Source organism: Pseudomonas sp. 6D_7.1_Bac1, assembly GCF_025465945.1.
GTDB lineage: Bacteria > Pseudomonadota > Gammaproteobacteria > Pseudomonadales > Pseudomonadaceae > Aquipseudomonas.
The window spans coordinates 80059-97666 of record NZ_JANLNW010000078.1; the positions used below are offsets into that span (position 1 = coordinate 80059).

Sequence of the window (17608 nt, forward strand, 5' to 3'; positions counted from 1 at the left end):
ATGAAGGTCCTGGTTACCGGCGCCAGCGGTTTTGTCGGGCGTCATCTGGTGTCGGCACTGTTGGCCAATGGCTGCCAGGTGCGGGCGGTGGCGCGTAATGCCGAGGCCGCCCAACGCATGCCGTGGATCAATGCGGTGGAGTTCGTGGCGGCGGATATTCATGGCGCCGATCTGGATATCACTGCGCTGACCGACGGGGTCGACGCGCTTGCCCATCTGGCATGGCCCGGGTTACCCAACTATCAAGCGCTGTTTCATTTCGAACACAACCTGATGGCCGATTACCGATTCATCAAAGACGTGGTCGAGGCCGGGGTCTCGCAGGTGCTGGTCACCGGCACTTGCTTCGAATACGGAATGCAGAGCGGCCCGCTGAGCGAGGCGACGGCGCCCCAGCCGAGCAACCCTTACGGGCTGGCGAAGAACACCTTGCGCCTGTTCCTTGAAGCCTTGCAGCGTGAACGTCCCTTCACCCTGCAATGGGCTCGTCTGTTTTACCTCTACGGTGCCGGGCAGAACCCCAGCAGCCTGCTGGCCAGCCTTGATCGGGCGATCGAAAGCGGCGAGGCGCAGTTCAATATGTCCACCGGTGAACAGTTGCGCGATTACCTGCCGATTGAAACGGCCGCCGGTTATCTGGCGAAGGTGTTGCAGCATCGCGGGTTTGACGGGGTGATCAATTGTTCCAGCGGTCGGCCGATATCGGTAAGAGCGTTGGTGGAGCAGCGGCTGCGTGAGCGCAATGCGTCGATTGCCTTGAATCTTGGCCACTACGGTTATGCCACCCATGAGCCGATGGCGTTCTGGGGTGTGGCCGAACGGTTGCAACAGCTAACGGGAGCTGAGCATGGTGCGTGAGCTATATCGGGCCACCGGCCTGCCGGTGTTGCAGAACCGGACGTTTGCCGATGCTGCGTCAGCCAGGGCGTCGGCCAGCGCCGATATCGTGCTGGTGCAGGATGATGTCAGCGGACTGATCTTCAATCAGGCCTTCGATGCCGACAAACTCAGCTATGACAGCGACTACCAGAATGAGCAGGCCCACTCGGCCGAGTTCAAGAAGCACCTGAGCGATGTCGAGGCCGTCATTGCCCGGCATTTCGAGGGCCAGGACCTGATCGAGGTCGGCTGCGGCAAGGGCTATTTCCTTGAGCAGTTGCGCGACCACGGCTATGCCATTACCGGTATCGACCCGGCTTACGAGGGTAGCAATGCCGACGTGATCAAGGCCCCGTTCACCCGTGGCCTGGGCCTGGCGGCCGATGCGGTGGTGTTGCGTCATGTGCTGGAGCACATCGCCGATCCGGTGGCGTTTCTGGCGCAGATCGCCGAGGCCAATCAGGGCGGCGGGCAGATCTACATCGAAGTGCCGTGCTTTGACTGGATCGTCGAGCGCAGCGCCTGGTTCGATGTGTTTTACGAGCACGTGAACTACTTCCGGCTCGATGACCTGCGTCGACTGTTCGGCACCGTACACGAGGCCGGGCACTTGTTCGGCGGCCAGTACCTGTACATCGTCGCGGACCTGTCGAGCTTGCAAACGACCCCGACCCAGACGATTGAACGGATGACCCTGCCGGCGAACTTCACCGCCAGCCTCGAGCGGGCGGTGCAGATCATCCAGAGCGCTCCCGAACACGGTTCGGGCATCTGGGGGGCGTCCTCCAAAGGCGTGATTTATTCGCTGTTCCTGCAACGTGCCGGTGTCGCGGTGGATCAGGTGGTGGATATCAACCCGGCCAAGCAGGGACGTTACTTGCCCCTCAGTGGCGTGCGGGTGTCATCGCCGCAAGAGGCGATGGATGCCCTGCCCGAAGGCGCCAATCTGTTTGTGATGAATTCCAACTACCTCGAAGAAATCAAGCGCATGACCGGTGGGCGATATGTCTACCACGCGGTCGACAGCGCTTCGTTCCAATGACTTTTACTGAGACTTGAACATGACCGACAAGACCGTAATTCAAGCATTCGAAGCCGAGTGCCAGGAGCAGATCCACGCTCAGGGCCAGGATGAAAAACTCAAGGGCCTGGCCCGCGACTTCTTCAACGAATCGGCTCTGCACAAATACAGCTATCACTTCTCCTGGATGGGCCGCCCGATCATTCAGCTGCCGCAGGACATGATGGCGATGCAAGAGATCATCTGGCAGGTCAAGCCGGACCTGGTGATCGAGTGCGGCATCGCTCATGGCGGTTCGATCATCTACTACGCCTCCCTGCTGGAGTTGCAGGGCCACGGTGAAGTGCTGGGCATCGACCTGGATATCCGCCCGCACAACCGCGAAGCCATCGAAAGTCATCCGATGAGCAAGCGCATCTCGATGATCGAAGGTTCGAGTATCGATCCGGCCATCGCTGCGCAAGTGCGTGCCGCTGCCGAAGGCAAGAAAGTCATTCTGGTGCTGGACTCCAACCACACTCACGACCACGTGCTTGAAGAGTTGCGCCTCTACGCTCCGCTGGTCTCGGTCGACAGCTACTGCGTGGTCATGGACACCGTGGTCGAAGACATGCCGCCGGAGTTCTTCCCGGACCGTCCATGGGGCCCGGGCGACAACCCGAAAACCGCGGTCTGGACCTACCTGGAAGAGAATCGCGATTTCGAAATCGATGTGCAGATGGACAATAAACTACTGATCAGCGTGGCGCCGGACGGCTACCTGCGTCGGGTTCGTTAAGCAACGACATCATTGTTGAGTTCATCGGGCGATACGCCGGTTGTGGGGAAAGAATATGCAAGGCAAGTACGGTTCTGAAAGCGGATTACCACTGAACGAGTTGTTGACGGTGGTGCTGGTCACCCACAACCGTCCGGCATTTGTGCGCCGGGCGGTGAAGTTCTACAGCACCTTGCCTTGCAGGATTCTGCTGCTGGACTCTTCGACCCACATCACCGAGGGCATCGACGGTGTGTACCCCTCGGTCGACTACAGGCATCTGCCGCAGTTCGGCTATCAGGGCTTGCGGGCCAAGCTTCACTACGGCGTGCAGCATGTCACCACGCCCTACATGGCGTTCGCCGCCGACGATGACTTCATCGTGCATGACGCGCTCGACGCTTCGGTCTCGTTTCTGGAGGCAAACCCGGACTACGGCATGTGCCATGGCTATTGCCTGATGTATCTGGCCCTGGCGAGCAGCGTGAGCTACTACCGTCGGGACAAGAAAGTCTGTGAAGACTATTCGTCCGAGCGTGCTCAGGACCGGGTCATCGACTTCATGCAGCAGTACATCCCGCCGTTCTATGCCGTTCACCGCACCGAGATGTTGCGTGACTGGTACGCGGTCATGCCGGAAGACACCATCTTCGAATGGCAGGAAATCGGCCATGCGTATTACATGCTGGCCAGGGCCAAGGCGCGAATCCTGCCGATCCCTTATGTGGTGCGAGAGGTCAATTACCTGGCGTCGGAGCACAACACCGAGGTCTACGGCACGCTGACCGCCAGCGATGCCAAATCGGTGGCGGATCGTGAGCGGTTCGCCCAGCTATTGTCGACGCTGCCAAGTAGCCAAACCGGTCTCGACCCTGAGCAGGGCAAGCAGCTGGCACTCGACAGTTTCGAGACGATGGCCGACTGCCTGCGCACCGGTCGGTCGCTGACCGCCGAACCGATTTTCGAGTCGCGCTGGACCAACGTACAGAAGGGGCCGGACCGTCGCTTCGGGCTTTTGCAGTACGTTGAATTGCCTTACTACAATCAACCGTTCTTCGACCTGTTGAGCCAGTATGAGTTTCTGCTGCACGCCATGCCGGCCGGCCGTGTTCAGCTGCAAGGGCTCGAAGGTATCTGGGCCCATCAGGAAAACATGATGCGGCCCCGCAACAACGACACCGCCGAAAGCGTTATCGAGCGGCTGTGGCATGCGTATGACAGCGGCCCGTTCAACCGTCAGGTGGTCAAGCGTCTGGCGCAGCAGTTGGAGCTTATGGGCGAAGCGGATGACGCGCGGGACATGTTCGCTTGGGCCGAGCGTCTGGACACGGTATCGACTCAAGGCAATGAAGAGGCGTTCGGAGCCATGCGTTCCGGTCGCCTGCTCAAGTGGCTGGCGGCGCGTACTCCGGATGCTGACGAAGTCGCCGCGACCTCGCGTTATCTGGCCGCCCACAATGGCGGTCCACAGTTTGGCATTCTGGTGCTGGACCTGGATAACGACGCGGCCAAGCTACAGATCACCCTCGACAGTTTGCTGGAGGGTCACAGCCATGCGTTCAAGATCGTAGTGTTCACCACGGGCGAGCCGCTGGCGGCGACGACGGTGCACAACACCTTGCACTTTGTTTGCGTAACCCAGGCCAATTACGTCGACAAACTCAATCAGATTACCCGCCAATCGCCGTGCGACTGGTTATTGCTGACCGAGGCGGGTGACGAGTTCACCGCCGGTGGCCTGCTGCGTGCCGGCCTGGAGCTGCAGGCCGCGCCCGAATGCCGAGCGGTGGCATCGGACGAGATTCAGCGTGACGCCAATGGCGCACTGGTCGACGTGTTCCGGCCAGGCTTCAACCTCGACCTGCTGCAAAGCCTGCCTGCGCTGATGGCGCGGCACTGGCTGATCCGCAAGGATGTATTGTTGGAGGCGGGCGGTTACCAGGCCGACTTCAGCAAGGCGCTGGAGTTCGACCTGCTGTTGCGCATCATCGAGCAGGGCGGCATGGCCTGGCTGGCTCATCTGGACGAGCCGTTGCTGATCGCCCGGGCGCCGGTGCTGGAAGACAATGCCCACGAGCGTCAGGCGTTGATCCGTCACCTCGCGACCCGTGGCTACAAGGCGCAAGTCAGCTCTGCCGAGCCGGGCACCTATCAAATCGACTACCGTCATACTGAGCGTCCGCTGGTGTCGATCGTCGTGGCAAGCCAGGACAATCTGGCGCAGTTGCAACGTTGCCTGACCGGTATTGTGCAACGAACCCGATATACCCGTTACGAAGTGCTGATCGCCGACAACGCGAGCCAGTCACCGGACATCCTGCAATGGCTGGACGGCCTCGGGCAGCCGGGCGACAAGGTCCGTGTCCTGCGGGCACACGAGCGTCTCAGCCTGTCGGCGTTGTACAACGAGGCCAGTCAGCAGGCCCAGGGTGAATACCTGGTGTTGTTGGCGGCGGACAGTGAGGTGGTCAACCCGAACTGGCTCGAATCCCTGCTCAACCAGGCCCAGCGCCCGGAAGTCGGGGTGGTCGGCGCCAAGCTGCTGGATCGCGACGGCAAAGTGACTCAGGCCGGGCTGATTCTGGGCATGAACGATGGCGTCGGTTCGGCCTTCGTCGGCGAGCCGAAAGATGCCAAGGGTTACCTGAATCGTCTGGTGCTGGAGCAGAACTACTCGGCTGTGTCGGCCGTGTGTCTGATGATCCGCAAAGCGCTGTTCGATGACGTTGGCGGGCTGGACGAAAACGCGTTTACCGACGCCTACAGCGATGTCGACCTGTGCCTTAAAGCCGGTCAGGCCGGCTATCTGGTGGTGTGGACGCCGCAGGTGCAGGTCATTCACCCAGGCACATTGCCTGACGCGCCGCAGGCGCTCGGGGCCTTGCGCGAGAAGTGGGCCGGACCGTTCCAGCATGATCTGGCTTACAACAAGAACCTCGCCCTGAGCGGCAAGGGTTTCACCCTTGGCAACGCGACTCCTGTGGATTGGGCGCGGTTGCTGGTTTAAGTCTGATGTACAGGTAGAGGGGCTCGGAACATGTTCAATGGCAAATTGATTTGCACCACCGGCAGCCGTCACGCATGCCTGGACCTGGCACTGATGGCCGGGTTCCGGTCATGCTGACCTATCAGATTCCTTATGGTTGCCAGAGCATCGAGCAGGCGGATATCGATGCGGTGGTCCAGGTGCTCCAATCGCCCTGGTTGACCCAGGGGCCCACCATTGCGCGTTTCGAGAGCGCCATGGCCGAGCATTGCCAGGCTGATTTCGCGGTGGCCGTGTGCAATGCCACGGCCGCGCTGCACATCGCCTGTCTGGCGGCAGGGTTAGGGCCGGGGGATCGGTTGTGGACCAGCCCGAATACCTTTGTCGCGTCTGCCAACTGTGGACGCTACTGCGGGGCCGAGGTGGACTTTGTCGACATCGATCCGCTGACCTTGAACCTCGACGCCCGGTTGCTGGCTGCCAAGCTTGAGGTTGCCGAGGCTGCTGGGCAATTGCCCAAGGTCGTCGTGGCGGTGGCCTTTGCCGGTCAGAGCTGCGACATGCGCACCCTGTCTGCGCTTGCCGAACGTTACGGTTTCACCTTGATTGAAGATGCCTCCCACGCGGTGGGGGCTTCGTATCTCGGGCGGCCGGTGGGCTGTGGTGAGCATGCGGCGATGACGATCTTCAGCTTTCATCCGGTGAAGATCATCACCTCGGCCGAAGGCGGCATGGTGTTGACCAATCGTGCGGACCTGGCCGAACGCATGCGGCGCTTGCGCAGCCATGGGATCACCGGCGATCCGGCGCAGATGGAGGTACCCGATCACGGTCTGTGGTATTACCAGCAACTGGAGTTGGGCTTCAATTACCGGATGACCGACCTGCACGCGGCGCTGGGGTTGTCGCAGATGGCCAGGCTTGACAGCTTCGTCGCCAAGCGACGTCAATTGGCCGCCCGCTATGACCGTTTGCTCGCGGATTTGCCGCTGGTATTGCCAGTCGCTCAAGCGGGCGCCGAATCGGCATGGCATCTGTACGTGGTGCGCTTGCGGCTCGACGAGATCAGCGTCACTCAGCGCGAAGTATTCGATACGCTGAGAGCGGCCGGTATCGGTGTGAACCTGCACTATATTCCCGTGCACCTGCAGCCGTACTACCGCGAGCTGGGCTTTGAAGAGGGTGACTTCCCGCAAGCCGAACGTTATTTCGGCGAGGCAATCACTTTGCCGCTGTTCCCGCTTCTGAGCGATGAACAGCAGGACTACGTGGTTGAACAACTTCGAAATATCGTCGGTTAAACGACGTTCCGTGCCCCGACGATGAGTGAGAAATATGCGTGAGCTAAGCGAGCAAGAAGTGTTCTGGCAGGGCGAGTTCGGCGATGGGTACGTGGCTCGCAATCAGGGGCAGGCGTTGATCGCCGCCAACCTGGCGCTGTTTTCCAAGGCGCTGGCGAGAACCTCGCGCCTCGACAGTCTGCTGGAGTTGGGCACCAATACCGGCAATAACCTGCGCGCTTTGCATCAACTGTTGCCCGGTTGTGCCTTGCATGGCGTCGAGATCAACGCCAAGGCCTGCGAGCAGGTACGCGCTCTGGGAATTGCCGATATCTGGCAGGGCTCGTTGTTCGACTTTCCCCGTGAGCAGACATTCGAGCTGACCCTGAGCAAAGGCGTGCTGATTCATCTGGCGCCGGAGTTACTGCCGGCGGCCTACGCACAGCTCTATGAACTGAGTCGGCGGTATATCCTGATTGCCGAGTATTACAACCCGGTACCGGTTGAAGTGTCTTATCGTGGCAACAGCGGCAAGTTGTTCAAACGCGATTTTGCCGGGGAAATGCTCGATCGTTACAGTGATCTGCAACTGCTCGACTACGGCTTCAGCTATCGACGCGACCCGCAGTTCCCGACGGACGATATCAACTGGTTTCTGCTGGAAAAACGCCCTTGAGTGCAATCGCAATTATCCCGGCCCGTGGTGGCAGCAAGCGCATCCCGCGCAAGAACCTCAAGCTGTTTCACGGCGAGCCGATGATTGCTCGCTCGATTCGCGTTGCCCTGACGTCGGGGTTGTTCGATGAAGTGATCGTCAGTACCGAAGATGATGAAATCGCCGCGCTCGCCCGCACCCTGGGCGCGCAGGTGCCGTTTATGCGGCCGGTGGAACTGGCGGACGATTTCACCGGGACGGCGGCGGTGATTGTGCATGCCCTTGAAACGCTGCAGCAGCAGGGGCGTTTCTTTGACCAGGCCTGCTGCATTTATGCGACCGCACCTCTGCTGCAACAGCGCTATTTGCGTCAGGGAGCAGAATTGCTGGCCCGGCATCCGGAAAAATCCTTTGCCTTTTCAGTCTGCGATTTCGGTTTTCCGGTGCAGCGCGCCTTGGCTGTCAACCCACAGGGCGCCTTGACGCCGCTGTATCCCGAGTATCGCAACACGCGCTCCCAGGACCTGCCGACTGCCTATCAGGATGCTGGGCAATTTTACTGGGGGCGCAGCGCAGCCTGGCTGCAAGGGACGGTTTTGTACTCTGAACAGAGCTTGCCGGTGATGTTGCCCCGGCATCTGGTCCAGGACATCGATACCGAAGAGGACTGGGTGCGCGCGCAATACCTGTACTTGGCACTGCAAGCGGCCGGGGAGCTGGAGCCGTGAGAGTACTGATCCGCGCCGATGCATCGTCGGCCATTGGCAGCGGCCATGTGGCGCGTTGTTTGACTCTGGCCCAGGTGTTGCGCGAGAGCGGTGCCGAGGTCGTGTTCGCCTGCCGTGTGTTGCCGGGCAATTCCCTGGCGAGTCTCCAGGCGCAGGGCTTTCGCACGTTTGCCTTGCCCGCGGACTATCCGGGAGAAAACCCGACGCAGGGGATCGAGGCGCTGTTGCCGTGGCAAGCGGACATAGGCGCCTTGGGTCACTGTCTCGCGGCAGAAAGTCGCTTTGACTGGATTGTGGTTGATCACTACGGTCTCGATCATCAGTGGCAAGCTTCAGCCCGTCAGTGGACCCGGCGCATCGCTGCGATTGACGACCTGAATAATCGCCAGCATGCAGTCGATATTCTGTTTGATCAAAACCTGACCGCCAACGATCCGGCGTACGCGCAGCGCGCGCTGAACCCTTGCCGGCAACTGTTCGGTCCTCGTTATGCGCTGATTCGCGACGAGTTCAGGCGTGCGCCGTTGCCGATCAGCCCTCGGCCGGGCCGGGTGCTGGTGAATTTTGGCGGTCTTGATGGGGCGGGTGAGACCTGGAAGGCCATGCGCGCGCTGGCCGATTTTACCGAGCTGGAAGTGGATTTCATTGCAGGTAGAGCCAATCCGGCACTGGAGCAGATGCAAGCGATGGCGGCGCAGCGGCCCAAGTGGCGGCTGCAGACCTTCGTCAGCGACTTTGCACCGTTGATGGCGCAGGCGGATCTGTTCATCGGCGCGGGCGGCGGAACCAGTTGGGAGCGCGCGGCGTTGGGGCTGCCGACCCTCTGCATTGCCGTGGCGGGGAATCAACAGGCCAATGCCGAGCGCCTGGCTGCGGCGGGTGCTCATGTGTACCTGGGCACCAGCGAGCAGGTGGATGTCGATTGCCTGCGTCAGGCTGTTGGTTTTGTGCTGAGCAATGTCAGCCTGCGTCAAAGCCTGGCTGAACGTTCGCGTCAATTGGTTGATGGCCTGGGCGCTCGGCGGTTTGCTGTCGCGTTGAGCGGTGAGAGTCTGCAACTGCGCCAGGCGCAAAGTGCTGACGAACGGCTGTTGTTTGACGGGCGTAATGCCGAGGCCGTGCGTCGCGGGTCGATCAATCAGGCCCCGATCGATTGGCAGGCTCATCGAGCCTGGATGGCGTCCAGCCTGGCCAATGCGCAGCGGTTATTGCTGGTCGGGCAAACCACCGATGGCCCCGTCGGAGTGTTGCGCTACGACCGTTGCGGCACACGCGCCGAGATCTCGGTGTATCTCTTCGACGGCCGTTTCGGTGTGGGCTGGGGCAGGGCGCTGCTGGCGCGTGGTGAGGAATTCGTGAGCCAGCATTGGCCAGACCTGACGGCTATCGAGGCTCAGGTGCTGCCCGCTAACGCGGCTTCGATCAAGCTGTTTGACGAGGCTGGGTACACTCAGTCGGCCTGTCGCTTCGAGCGCGTATTAAGGGATCGGATCAATGACTAGTTTTATGATTGGCTCGCGTTTGATCGGAGCAGAGGCGTCGCCGTTCATCATCGCTGAGATGAGCGGCAACCATAATCAGTCCCTCGAGGTCGCGTTGCAGATCGTCGAGGCGGCGGCCAAGGCCGGTGCGCACGCCTTGAAGCTGCAAACCTACACCGCCGACACCATGACCCTGGACCTGGATCACGGCGAATTCTTCATCCAGGATCCCAATAGCCTTTGGGCTGGGTCTTCGCTGTATGCGCTGTATGAGAAGGCGCATACGCCGTGGGAATGGCACGCGCCGATCTTTGCCCGGGCCAAAGAGCTGGGGATGCTGGCGTTCTCGACGCCGTTCGATGAGACGGCGGTGGATTTCCTCGAAAGCCTGGATGTGCCGGCCTACAAGATCGCCAGTTTTGAAAATACCGACCTGCCGCTGATTCGCCGGGTGGCGGCCACCGGTAAGCCGCTGATCATTTCCACCGGGATGGCCAGCATCGCCGAGCTGGATGAAACCGTGCGTGCGGCGCGTGCGGCAGGCTGCAAGGATCTGGTGCTGCTCAAATGCACCAGCACCTACCCGGCCACGCCTGCCAACAGCAACGTGAGAACTATTCCACACCTGCGCGAATTGTTTGGGTGCGAAGTGGGGTTGTCCGATCACTCCATGGGCGTCGGGGTCTCGGTGGCGGCGGTGGCCCTTGGGGCGACGGTGGTGGAAAAACATTTCACCCTGGATCGGGCTGCCGGAGGCGTCGACGCGAGCTTCTCGCTGGAACCGGCCGAGCTGGCCAGCCTGGTGGTTGAGACCGAGCGCGCCTGGCAGGCCCTGGGGCAGGTGCGTTATGGCGTCACCGAGGCCGAGCAGAAATCGCTGGTGTACCGTCGTTCGCTTTACGTCGCCCAGGACATGGCCGCCGGTGAGGTGTTCACGCCCCAGAACCTGCGGGCCATCCGCCCGGGTCTGGGCCTGGCACCCAAGCATGCGCAAAGCATTATCGGACGACGTGCCCGCGAGCCTCTAAAGCGCGGCACGCCGCTGGCCTGGTCGCTCATTGAATGACGGCTTCTGTGGCTGATTGCTTAAAATAGCGTGACCTGCGAGTCATAACGCGCATCTTCACTGTATTGTATTGATCGGGAAGATGGCGCCTGGCCGGTAATCGGTTCAGTGATAGCCCTTTAGGCTTCCCGTGGTTGCCCGTTGTGGGCAACGCAAACTCTATGTGTCGGCGCCCCTCGATTCGTGCGAACGGGGGTATTCAGCTGTTTATTATTGGGAAGCCGTAATGATTGGCATAAAAAGCATTGCGAGCTACGTACCTGTAGCCGGCGTGGACAATTACGCACAAGGTGCAAAATTCGAAAAGGATGAGGAATTCATCCTGGGCAAGATCGGCTCTGCCTTCCTGCCGCGTAAAGACGCCGGGCAGGAAACCTCGGACCTGTGCGTTGAAGCGGTCAATACGCTGTTTGCCAACAACCCCGAGCTCAAGCGCGAATCGATCGATGTGCTGATCGTCGTGACCCAGAACGGTGACGAAGAAGGTCTGCCGCACACCGCCGCGATCGTTCAGGACAAGCTCGGTCTGCCGACCACCGTTGCTGCCTTCGATATCTCGCTGGGCTGCTCTGGCTACGTTTACGGCATCTATGCGATCAAAGGCTTCATGGAAGCTGCGGGCCTGAAAAACGGCCTGTTGGTGACCGCCGACCCTTACTCGAAAATCGTCGACCCCGAAGATCGCAACACCACCATGCTGTTCGGTGATGCGGCCACTGCGACCTGGATGGGCGAAGACGCCCCGTGGCAGTTGGGCAAGGCCAAGTTCGGCACCGACGGTTCTGGCGCGCCGCATCTGAAAGTCACTGACGGGGTGTTCTTCATGAACGGTCGTCAGGTCTTCAACTTTGCGTTGCTGAAAGTCCCGGCGCATTTACACGAGTTGCTCGATGAGTCCGGCCTGCACGCCGATGATATCGATGCGTTCTGCATTCACCAGGGCAGTGCGGCAATTGTTGACGCGGTGGCGCGGCGTTTCGAGGGTGATCCGCAGAAGTTCATCAAGGACATGGTCGAGACCGGTAATACCGTATCGTCGAGCATTCCGTTGTTGCTGGAAAAACACGTACTCGACGCCAAATGGAAGCGCGTTGCGCTGAGCGGTTTTGGTGTTGGGCTCTCGTGGGGTTCGGCGATTATTTATCGCCCTTGAACTAAATCCTGTGGCATAAAAAAAGCGTCCAAGGTGTAACCTTGGACGCTATTTTTTTGCCTGAATGACGACCGAGGCAGCATGAGCGACAGCGTTGAAGACAATTTCCAGGTGATAGAGAGTCGCTGGCCGGCGCTGCATGTACGGTTGATGACTGAAGACAGTGCGGCGATTCAGGCTGAGTTGGTGGAAGGTTTGGGGTCGACCCTGAGCATTGCCGGAATCCAGCTCACCAGTCGCCATGACCGCACGCGTGAAGCGCGGTTGCAAGCGGCCAGTCTGCCACCGGCGAGCCCCGTGGTGCATGTCTACGGCACAGGGCTGGGTGACTTGCCGTGTGTGCTGCTTGAAAACACCGAGCTTCAGCGTTTGTACGTGCATATCCTCAACGGTGCGATTTTCTCGTTGACGCTGCAGTTGCTCGATCAGCGGCAGTGGCTCAGTGATCCAAGGGTCGAGTTGATCTATGCCGGTGACTTGTCGGACATCCACCTGCCGTTTTTTGCGCTGCCGTCCGAGATGCTGCTGGCAGATGACTTCAATGCCAAGATTCGCGATCGGCTGATCAGCGAAGTGCACCTTACCTTCAATAATCGTGAGTTCGACCCGCAGTCCCCGGCGATCATTGAGCGGCTGGAGGAGAGTCGTGAGCTGGTGAGTCGTGACCGCGATGTGGCCGAGTTGTTTGCGACGTGTCCGGGGCGAGAAGTCTACGTGATCGGCACGGGGCCAAGCCTTGAGCAGCATTTCGATCAGCTTCTGGCGATACGCGAGCGCGAACAGCGGCCCTTGTTCATCAGCGTCGACACTGCCTATCGACCGTTGCGCGAACATGGCATCACGCCGGATCTGGTGGTCAGTATCGACCGGAGAATCACCTTCAGGCACTTGCCGCCCGAGGACACCGACAACATCCCTCTGGTGTACCTGCCAATGAGCGACCCGCAGGTACTCAAGGCCTGGAAGGGCACGCGTTACGTCGGGTATTCAGCCAGCCCGGTCTATGCGGCTATCCGCCAGCAGATCAGTAAGGCTGAGCTCTATGTTGGCGGCAGTGTGATCCATCCGGCGGTGGATCTGGCAGTGAAGATGGGCGCGGACCGGATTACCCTGTTCGGCGCCGACTTTGCGTTCCCGATGAACAAAACCCATGCCGGCTGGAAGGATGGCGATCTGGGGCCAGGGGTGAGCCAGGCCAGGCACTGGGTGCTCGATGGTCATGGGCTGCGGGTCAGAACGCAGCTGAACTTCCGCAGTTACCTGTGTGAGCTGGAACGCTACATTGCCGGGCATCCGCAGGTACGTTTCTTTAACAGCAGCCGGGCAGGGGCGATGATTGTGGGAACGACGTTCAATCAGGAGTTCGTGCAATGAGCGGGCTGGCACAATGCATTATCGAGTGTCGGCAATGCGCCGGGTTGTTTCGTCTCGGACGTGATGTCGAAGCCGCGCTGACCATGGTCGATGTGTTCGATAAGGTGCAGGACCTGCTTTGTCAGCGCTCTGAAGAGATCCAGCAACAGTGGGCGCAATTGCTCATGTCGATGCTGACCGCTCAGGAGGCGCAGGACTGGCTGGGGTTGGCCGACACAATGGAATATGAATTGATCGATTTGCTGGAAGCCGGTCACGCTCACCACTGAATAGTTTTCTGCCGGCAAGGGCGATCCTCTCGCTTCTCTGTTTTCGGCAATTTCCTGACGTCATTTTTCTCTCGTGGGTCTCGTGCAGGCCTTTGTTTTCGCGGGGGTGGCAGTGTGATGGCAATATTTTTAAAAAAAGCCCTCAAGCAACCTGCAATCGCGACGATAACTACTACGAAGGTTCTCTAGGCCACACCCGGCGGTTGCCAGGGCCGGAAGCCGCAGTACCCAACCAACGAGGAACTCACCATGACTTTAGGCGTAAACACTAACGTTGCTTCCCTGCGTGTTCAGGCAAACCTGAACAAAGCCTCTAACGCTCTGCAGGATTCGATGACTCGCCTGTCTTCCGGCCTGAAAATCAACAGCGCCAAAGACGACGCTGCCGGCCTGCAGATCGCTACCCGTATGAGCAGCCAGATCCGCGGTCAGACCGTAGCCATCAAAAACGCCAACGACGGTATCTCGATGGCTCAGACCGCTGAAGGCGCTCTGCAAGAGACCACTAACATTCTGCAACGTATGCGTGAACTGGCTGTCCAGGCACGTAACGGCACCAACGGCACTGCTGACCAGACCGCGACCAACGCGGAATTCACTCAGATGTCCGACGAACTGACTCGTATCTCCGCGAGCACCAACCTGAACGGCAAAAACCTGCTGGACGGTTCGGCTGGTAGCATGACCCTGCAAGTGGGTTCCAACACCGGTACTGCCAACCAGATTACCCTGACCCTGAGCAGCAAGTTCGACGCCGTCAGCCTGTCGGTAGGTAGCGGTACTACTGTTCTGACCGGTGCTACCAGCGCTGCTGCTGCTTCGGCTATCGACGGTGCAATCACCGCAATCGACGCTGCACTGGCCACCGTTGGCGCTGTTCGTGCAAACCTCGGTGCTTCGCAAAACCGTCTGACCAGCACCATCTCCAACCTGCAGAACGTCAACGAAAACGCCACCGCTGCACTGGGTCGCGTACAAGACACCGACTTCGCTGCGGAAACTGCTAACCTGACCAAGAACCAAACCCTGCAATCGGCTTCCACCGCTGTTCTGGCGCAAGCCAACCAGCTGCCAAACGCCGTACTGAAGCTGCTTCAGTAATTTTGCAATGAGTTTTGGCGGGGGGGTGCGCTGGTCGTGCTCTTCCGCTTTTTGCTTTTGGAGGTGATGGACATGGACATGAGCGTAAAGCTGAACTTGTCTTACCCGGCGGTTAAACCGGTGAGCAGCACTACCGATAAACCGGTCGAGGCGCCTCAGGCCGATAGCGTACCGGCTGTGGCTGGTAGTAAAGACTCTGATGCCGATAAGTTGAAAGCTGCCGTGCAGGAAATCGAAAAGTTTGTGCAGTCGATCAAGCGCAACCTGGAGTTTTCAATCGATGAAGGGTCCGGCAAGGTTGTTGTAAAAGTGATTGCCACTGCAACGGGTGAAGTGGTGCGACAAATCCCTTCCGAAGAAGCCTTGAAGCTGGCGGACAGTTTGAATACGGCGAGCAACGTGCTGTTCGACGCAAAGGCCTGACAACTGGCATGAATAGTGTGTGTACGTTCATTTGACGGCATGAGTGGTCAAAAGTCCGGCAACAGACAGAAAGGGAGATGCACATGGCAAGTCCAATTTTACCGGGTACAGGTCTGGGTTCCGGCCTGGATATCAGTTCGATCGTTACTGCGTTGGTCAACGCCGACAAATCTGCCAAGCAGACTCAGATCACCACCCAGACCACGCTCACCACCTCGAAGATTTCCGGTGTGGGTTCGCTCAAAAGTGCCTTGGCTGCTTATCAGGCTGCCATGGACAAGCTTAATAGCTCGACAAGTCCTGCGTTTGCGGGTTTTGCGGCAACTTCATCGACTCCGTCGACCTTGACCGTGACCTCTGATAACACCGCGGTTAACGGTAATTACAACATTAATGTGAAAAACCTGGCCACCGGTTCCAAAGTTGCCAGTGCTTCATTTGCAGGCGGTGCTACCAGTGCCATTCCGAGTGGTACGTTGAATATCAGTCAAAATGGCACTGCCTACAGCGTCACTATTCCGTCCGGTGCGACGCTGCAGTCCACTCGCGACGCAATCAACACCACGCTGACAGCCCAGGGCATCACGGCCAACATCGTCACTGACAGCAACGGTTCGCGTCTGGTGATCGGGTCGACCGCAACGGGCAAGGGTTCGGACCTTACTGTCAGTGGTATTGCCGGTCTGGCAATCGACGGCACCAAGATGATGGGGACTATCCCTGATCCGTCGTCGACAACTGGAGGGACGATGCCTGATCCCGCCAGTTCCGGTACGATCGGTGCGCTGGCCGCTGATGCGAGCCTGACGATTGATGGCCTGGCACTCACCAGCAAAACCAACACCATCAGTCAGGCGGTGGGTGGCTTGAGCATGACGCTGGTAGCACCGGGTACCTCGACGGTGAACGTGGCGACCAACACCAGCGGTTTGCAGACGTCGATACAGTCGTTCGTCGACGCCTATAACACGCTGGTCAAGACAGTGACCTCGCTGACCCAGGCCTCGGCCGATGCCAGTGGCAAGCTGACTGTCTCTGCTGCGCTGACCGGTGACTCGGTGCCTCGTTCGATCATTGCCGATATTCGTAATCAGCTGGTGACTCCAGGGCCTGGAGGGCAATTGGCGGTGCTGGCGCAATTGGGTATCACCACCGATCAGAAAGCCGGTACGCTGAACTTTGACTCTGTCAAGTTCACCACTGCGATGACTACCCAAGGGTTGAGTAGCCAGGTTCAGACGCTGTTCACCGGGACTAACAGCACCAATGGCCTGCTGGCCCGGATGGGTACGGCGATCAGTCCTTACTTGCAGACCGGTGGGATTCTTGATCAGCGCACCACCAGCCTGAACGTGGCGAAAAACGATCTGAGCAATCAGCAGGTGGCGTTGGACTTGCGCGTTACCACTATGACCGCGACGCTGAGTGCCAAGTACAATGCCATGGACCTGTTGGTCGGACAGATGAAGGCGACGTCGACCAGCATCACCTCGTTCTTCAGCTCCTTGAACGCACAGAAGTCCAGCGGCTAATCATGAGCCAGCGCCAAAAACCCGGCTGCGTTTTTAACGCGCCGGGTTTTTGCCTTTTGACTTTAAAGTTTTTTGACTCGTAGACGATACATTGGTTATACGAGCCCTTGAGTTGTGATGAGGTAGAGCATGAATCCGATGTTAGCCCTTCGGCAATATCAGAAAATTGGCGCGCAAACGCAAACCTCCGAAGCCAGTCCGCACCGTTTGGTGCAGATGCTGATGGAGGGTGGGCTGGACCGTATTGCTCAGGCCAAAGGCGCCATGGAGCGCAAGGATATTCCAGGCAAAGGTGTATTTATCAGCAAGGCCATCGGCATCATTGGCGGCTTGCGTGAAGGCCTGGACCTTGAGAACAAGGCTGATGAGGTAGGGGAGCTGGATAATCTCTACGTCTACATGATGAAGCGTCTGGCAGAGGCTAACATCAACAGCGATCCGAAGATCCTCGACGAAGTCGCCGGTTTGCTGAGTACCGTCAAAGAAGGCTGGGATGCCATCGCAGTGCCGGGTCCGCAGTTTTAAGGAGATCACCATGAGTCTTGTACTGCAGCGTATCGAACAAACCCGTGAAGCTTTGGTCGAGGCACTGGCCGAGCGTAACTGGGAAGCTATCGGTCAATTGGACCTGGATTGCCGTTCCTGCATGGAAGACGTTTTGAGTGAAGCTTCGCTGGATGAGACGGCGTTGCGCGAAAACCTCGAGGAGTTGCTGGGGGTTTATCGGCAGTTGTTGGAAGCGGCGACGGGGGAGCGTCAGGCAATATTCGATGAGATGTCGCAGATCCATCAAGCACAGAACGCGGCAAAGGTTTACCATCTGTTCGGTTAACCCTCAGTTAATCCGACCGTGGTGCGCCATAAATTTGACTGTGCGCGGTTTTTTGACTTAACTAGTGGCTG

At 59.1% G+C, this 17608-nt stretch carries 17 protein-coding genes; all 17 read left to right on the forward strand.

The window, feature by feature from the left end; translation table 11 throughout:
* The 17 genes from NTD87_RS23885 (at nucleotide 1) to NTD87_RS23965 (ending at nucleotide 17537) form a co-directional block, all read left to right on the forward strand.
* Complete coding sequence (locus NTD87_RS23885; RefSeq protein WP_262116657.1) at nucleotides 1-858, forward strand: NAD-dependent epimerase/dehydratase family protein; 858 nt, start codon at nucleotides 1-3, stop codon at nucleotides 856-858.
* Nucleotides 848-1921, forward strand: a complete 1074-nt coding sequence (locus tag NTD87_RS23890; RefSeq protein ID WP_262116658.1) for a class I SAM-dependent methyltransferase — start codon at nucleotides 848-850, stop codon at nucleotides 1919-1921. The genes NTD87_RS23885 and NTD87_RS23890 overlap by 11 nt, the downstream gene beginning before the upstream one ends.
* Before the next feature lie 19 nt (nucleotides 1922-1940).
* Nucleotides 1941-2678 (forward strand): cephalosporin hydroxylase family protein, encoded by a 738-nt coding sequence (locus tag NTD87_RS23895; protein WP_262116659.1) that lies wholly within the window; start codon nucleotides 1941-1943, stop codon nucleotides 2676-2678.
* A 55-nt stretch (nucleotides 2679-2733) separates the two neighbouring features.
* Complete coding sequence (locus NTD87_RS23900; RefSeq protein ID WP_262116660.1) at nucleotides 2734-5664, forward strand: TIGR00180 family glycosyltransferase; 2931 nt, start codon at nucleotides 2734-2736, stop codon at nucleotides 5662-5664.
* 110 nt (nucleotides 5665-5774) lie between these two features.
* Nucleotides 5775-6944 carry a UDP-4-amino-4,6-dideoxy-N-acetyl-beta-L-altrosamine transaminase gene (gene pseC, locus NTD87_RS23905; protein WP_262116756.1) on the forward strand — a complete coding sequence of 390 codons (1170 nt, stop codon included), beginning with the start codon at nucleotides 5775-5777 and terminating at the stop codon, nucleotides 6942-6944.
* 34 nt (nucleotides 6945-6978) lie between these two features.
* Complete coding sequence (locus NTD87_RS23910) at nucleotides 6979-7599, forward strand: pseudaminic acid biosynthesis-associated methylase (protein WP_262116661.1); 621 nt, start codon at nucleotides 6979-6981, stop codon at nucleotides 7597-7599.
* On the forward strand, nucleotides 7596-8306 hold the full coding sequence (gene pseF, locus NTD87_RS23915; RefSeq protein ID WP_262116662.1) for a pseudaminic acid cytidylyltransferase: 711 nt from the start codon (nucleotides 7596-7598) through the stop codon (nucleotides 8304-8306). Before NTD87_RS23910 ends, pseF begins: the two co-directional genes overlap by 4 nt.
* Nucleotides 8303-9808: a UDP-2,4-diacetamido-2,4,6-trideoxy-beta-L-altropyranose hydrolase gene (gene pseG, locus NTD87_RS23920; RefSeq protein WP_262116663.1), complete on the forward strand. Its 1506-nt coding sequence runs from the start codon at nucleotides 8303-8305 to the stop codon at nucleotides 9806-9808. Before pseF ends, pseG begins: the two co-directional genes overlap by 4 nt.
* A complete protein-coding gene (gene pseI, locus NTD87_RS23925) occupies nucleotides 9801-10853 on the forward strand; it encodes a pseudaminic acid synthase (RefSeq protein ID WP_262116664.1) in 1053 nt (350 codons plus the stop codon). Before pseG ends, pseI begins: the two co-directional genes overlap by 8 nt.
* 226 nt (nucleotides 10854-11079) lie before the next feature.
* A complete protein-coding gene (locus tag NTD87_RS23930; protein WP_071551296.1) occupies nucleotides 11080-12006 on the forward strand; it encodes a ketoacyl-ACP synthase III in 927 nt (308 codons plus the stop codon).
* A gap of 81 nt (nucleotides 12007-12087) precedes the next feature.
* Nucleotides 12088-13380, forward strand: coding sequence for a motility associated factor glycosyltransferase family protein (locus tag NTD87_RS23935; RefSeq protein WP_262116665.1), 1293 nt, complete (start codon nucleotides 12088-12090; stop codon nucleotides 13378-13380).
* A complete protein-coding gene (locus tag NTD87_RS23940; protein ID WP_262116666.1) occupies nucleotides 13377-13649 on the forward strand; it encodes a hypothetical protein in 273 nt (90 codons plus the stop codon). Before NTD87_RS23935 ends, NTD87_RS23940 begins: the two co-directional genes overlap by 4 nt.
* Before the next feature lie 249 nt (nucleotides 13650-13898).
* On the forward strand, nucleotides 13899-14750 hold the full coding sequence (locus NTD87_RS23945; RefSeq protein WP_262116667.1) for a flagellin domain-containing protein: 852 nt from the start codon (nucleotides 13899-13901) through the stop codon (nucleotides 14748-14750).
* Between the two features lie 72 nt (nucleotides 14751-14822).
* Entirely contained in the window at nucleotides 14823-15173 is a 351-nt protein-coding gene (locus NTD87_RS23950; protein ID WP_262116757.1) for a flagellar protein FlaG, read from the forward strand.
* An 83-nt stretch (nucleotides 15174-15256) separates the two neighbouring features.
* Entirely contained in the window at nucleotides 15257-16705 is a 1449-nt protein-coding gene (fliD, locus tag NTD87_RS23955; RefSeq protein ID WP_262116668.1) for a flagellar filament capping protein FliD, read from the forward strand.
* A 129-nt stretch (nucleotides 16706-16834) separates the two neighbouring features.
* Nucleotides 16835-17230, forward strand: coding sequence for a flagellar export chaperone FliS (gene fliS / locus NTD87_RS23960; protein WP_262116669.1), 396 nt, complete (start codon nucleotides 16835-16837; stop codon nucleotides 17228-17230).
* 10 nt (nucleotides 17231-17240) lie between these two features.
* Nucleotides 17241-17537, forward strand: coding sequence for a flagellar protein FliT (locus NTD87_RS23965; RefSeq protein WP_262116670.1), 297 nt, complete (start codon nucleotides 17241-17243; stop codon nucleotides 17535-17537).
* Nucleotides 17538-17608: the final 71 nt, after the last annotated feature.

Bases quoted from the DNA above. Each gene is read 5' to 3' on its own strand.
- NTD87_RS23885 (WP_262116657.1), top strand. From the start codon at position 1: ATGAAGGTCCTGGTTACCGGCGCCAGCGGTTTTGTCGGGCGTCATCTG.
- NTD87_RS23890 (WP_262116658.1), top strand. From the start codon at position 848: ATGGTGCGTGAGCTATATCGGGCCACCGGCCTGCCGGTGTTGCAGAAC.
- NTD87_RS23895 (WP_262116659.1), top strand. From the start codon at position 1,941: ATGACCGACAAGACCGTAATTCAAGCATTCGAAGCCGAGTGCCAGGAG.
- NTD87_RS23900 (WP_262116660.1), top strand. From the start codon at position 2,734: ATGCAAGGCAAGTACGGTTCTGAAAGCGGATTACCACTGAACGAGTTG.
- pseC (WP_262116756.1), top strand. From the start codon at position 5,775: ATGCTGACCTATCAGATTCCTTATGGTTGCCAGAGCATCGAGCAGGCG.
- NTD87_RS23910 (WP_262116661.1), top strand. From the start codon at position 6,979: ATGCGTGAGCTAAGCGAGCAAGAAGTGTTCTGGCAGGGCGAGTTCGGC.
- pseI (WP_262116664.1), top strand. From the start codon at position 9,801: ATGACTAGTTTTATGATTGGCTCGCGTTTGATCGGAGCAGAGGCGTCG.
- NTD87_RS23930 (WP_071551296.1), top strand. From the start codon at position 11,080: ATGATTGGCATAAAAAGCATTGCGAGCTACGTACCTGTAGCCGGCGTG.
- NTD87_RS23935 (WP_262116665.1), top strand. From the start codon at position 12,088: ATGAGCGACAGCGTTGAAGACAATTTCCAGGTGATAGAGAGTCGCTGG.
- NTD87_RS23940 (WP_262116666.1), top strand. From the start codon at position 13,377: ATGAGCGGGCTGGCACAATGCATTATCGAGTGTCGGCAATGCGCCGGG.
- NTD87_RS23945 (WP_262116667.1), top strand. From the start codon at position 13,899: ATGACTTTAGGCGTAAACACTAACGTTGCTTCCCTGCGTGTTCAGGCA.
- NTD87_RS23950 (WP_262116757.1), top strand. From the start codon at position 14,823: ATGGACATGAGCGTAAAGCTGAACTTGTCTTACCCGGCGGTTAAACCG.
- fliD (WP_262116668.1), top strand. From the start codon at position 15,257: ATGGCAAGTCCAATTTTACCGGGTACAGGTCTGGGTTCCGGCCTGGAT.
- fliS (WP_262116669.1), top strand. From the start codon at position 16,835: ATGAATCCGATGTTAGCCCTTCGGCAATATCAGAAAATTGGCGCGCAA.
- NTD87_RS23965 (WP_262116670.1), top strand. From the start codon at position 17,241: ATGAGTCTTGTACTGCAGCGTATCGAACAAACCCGTGAAGCTTTGGTC.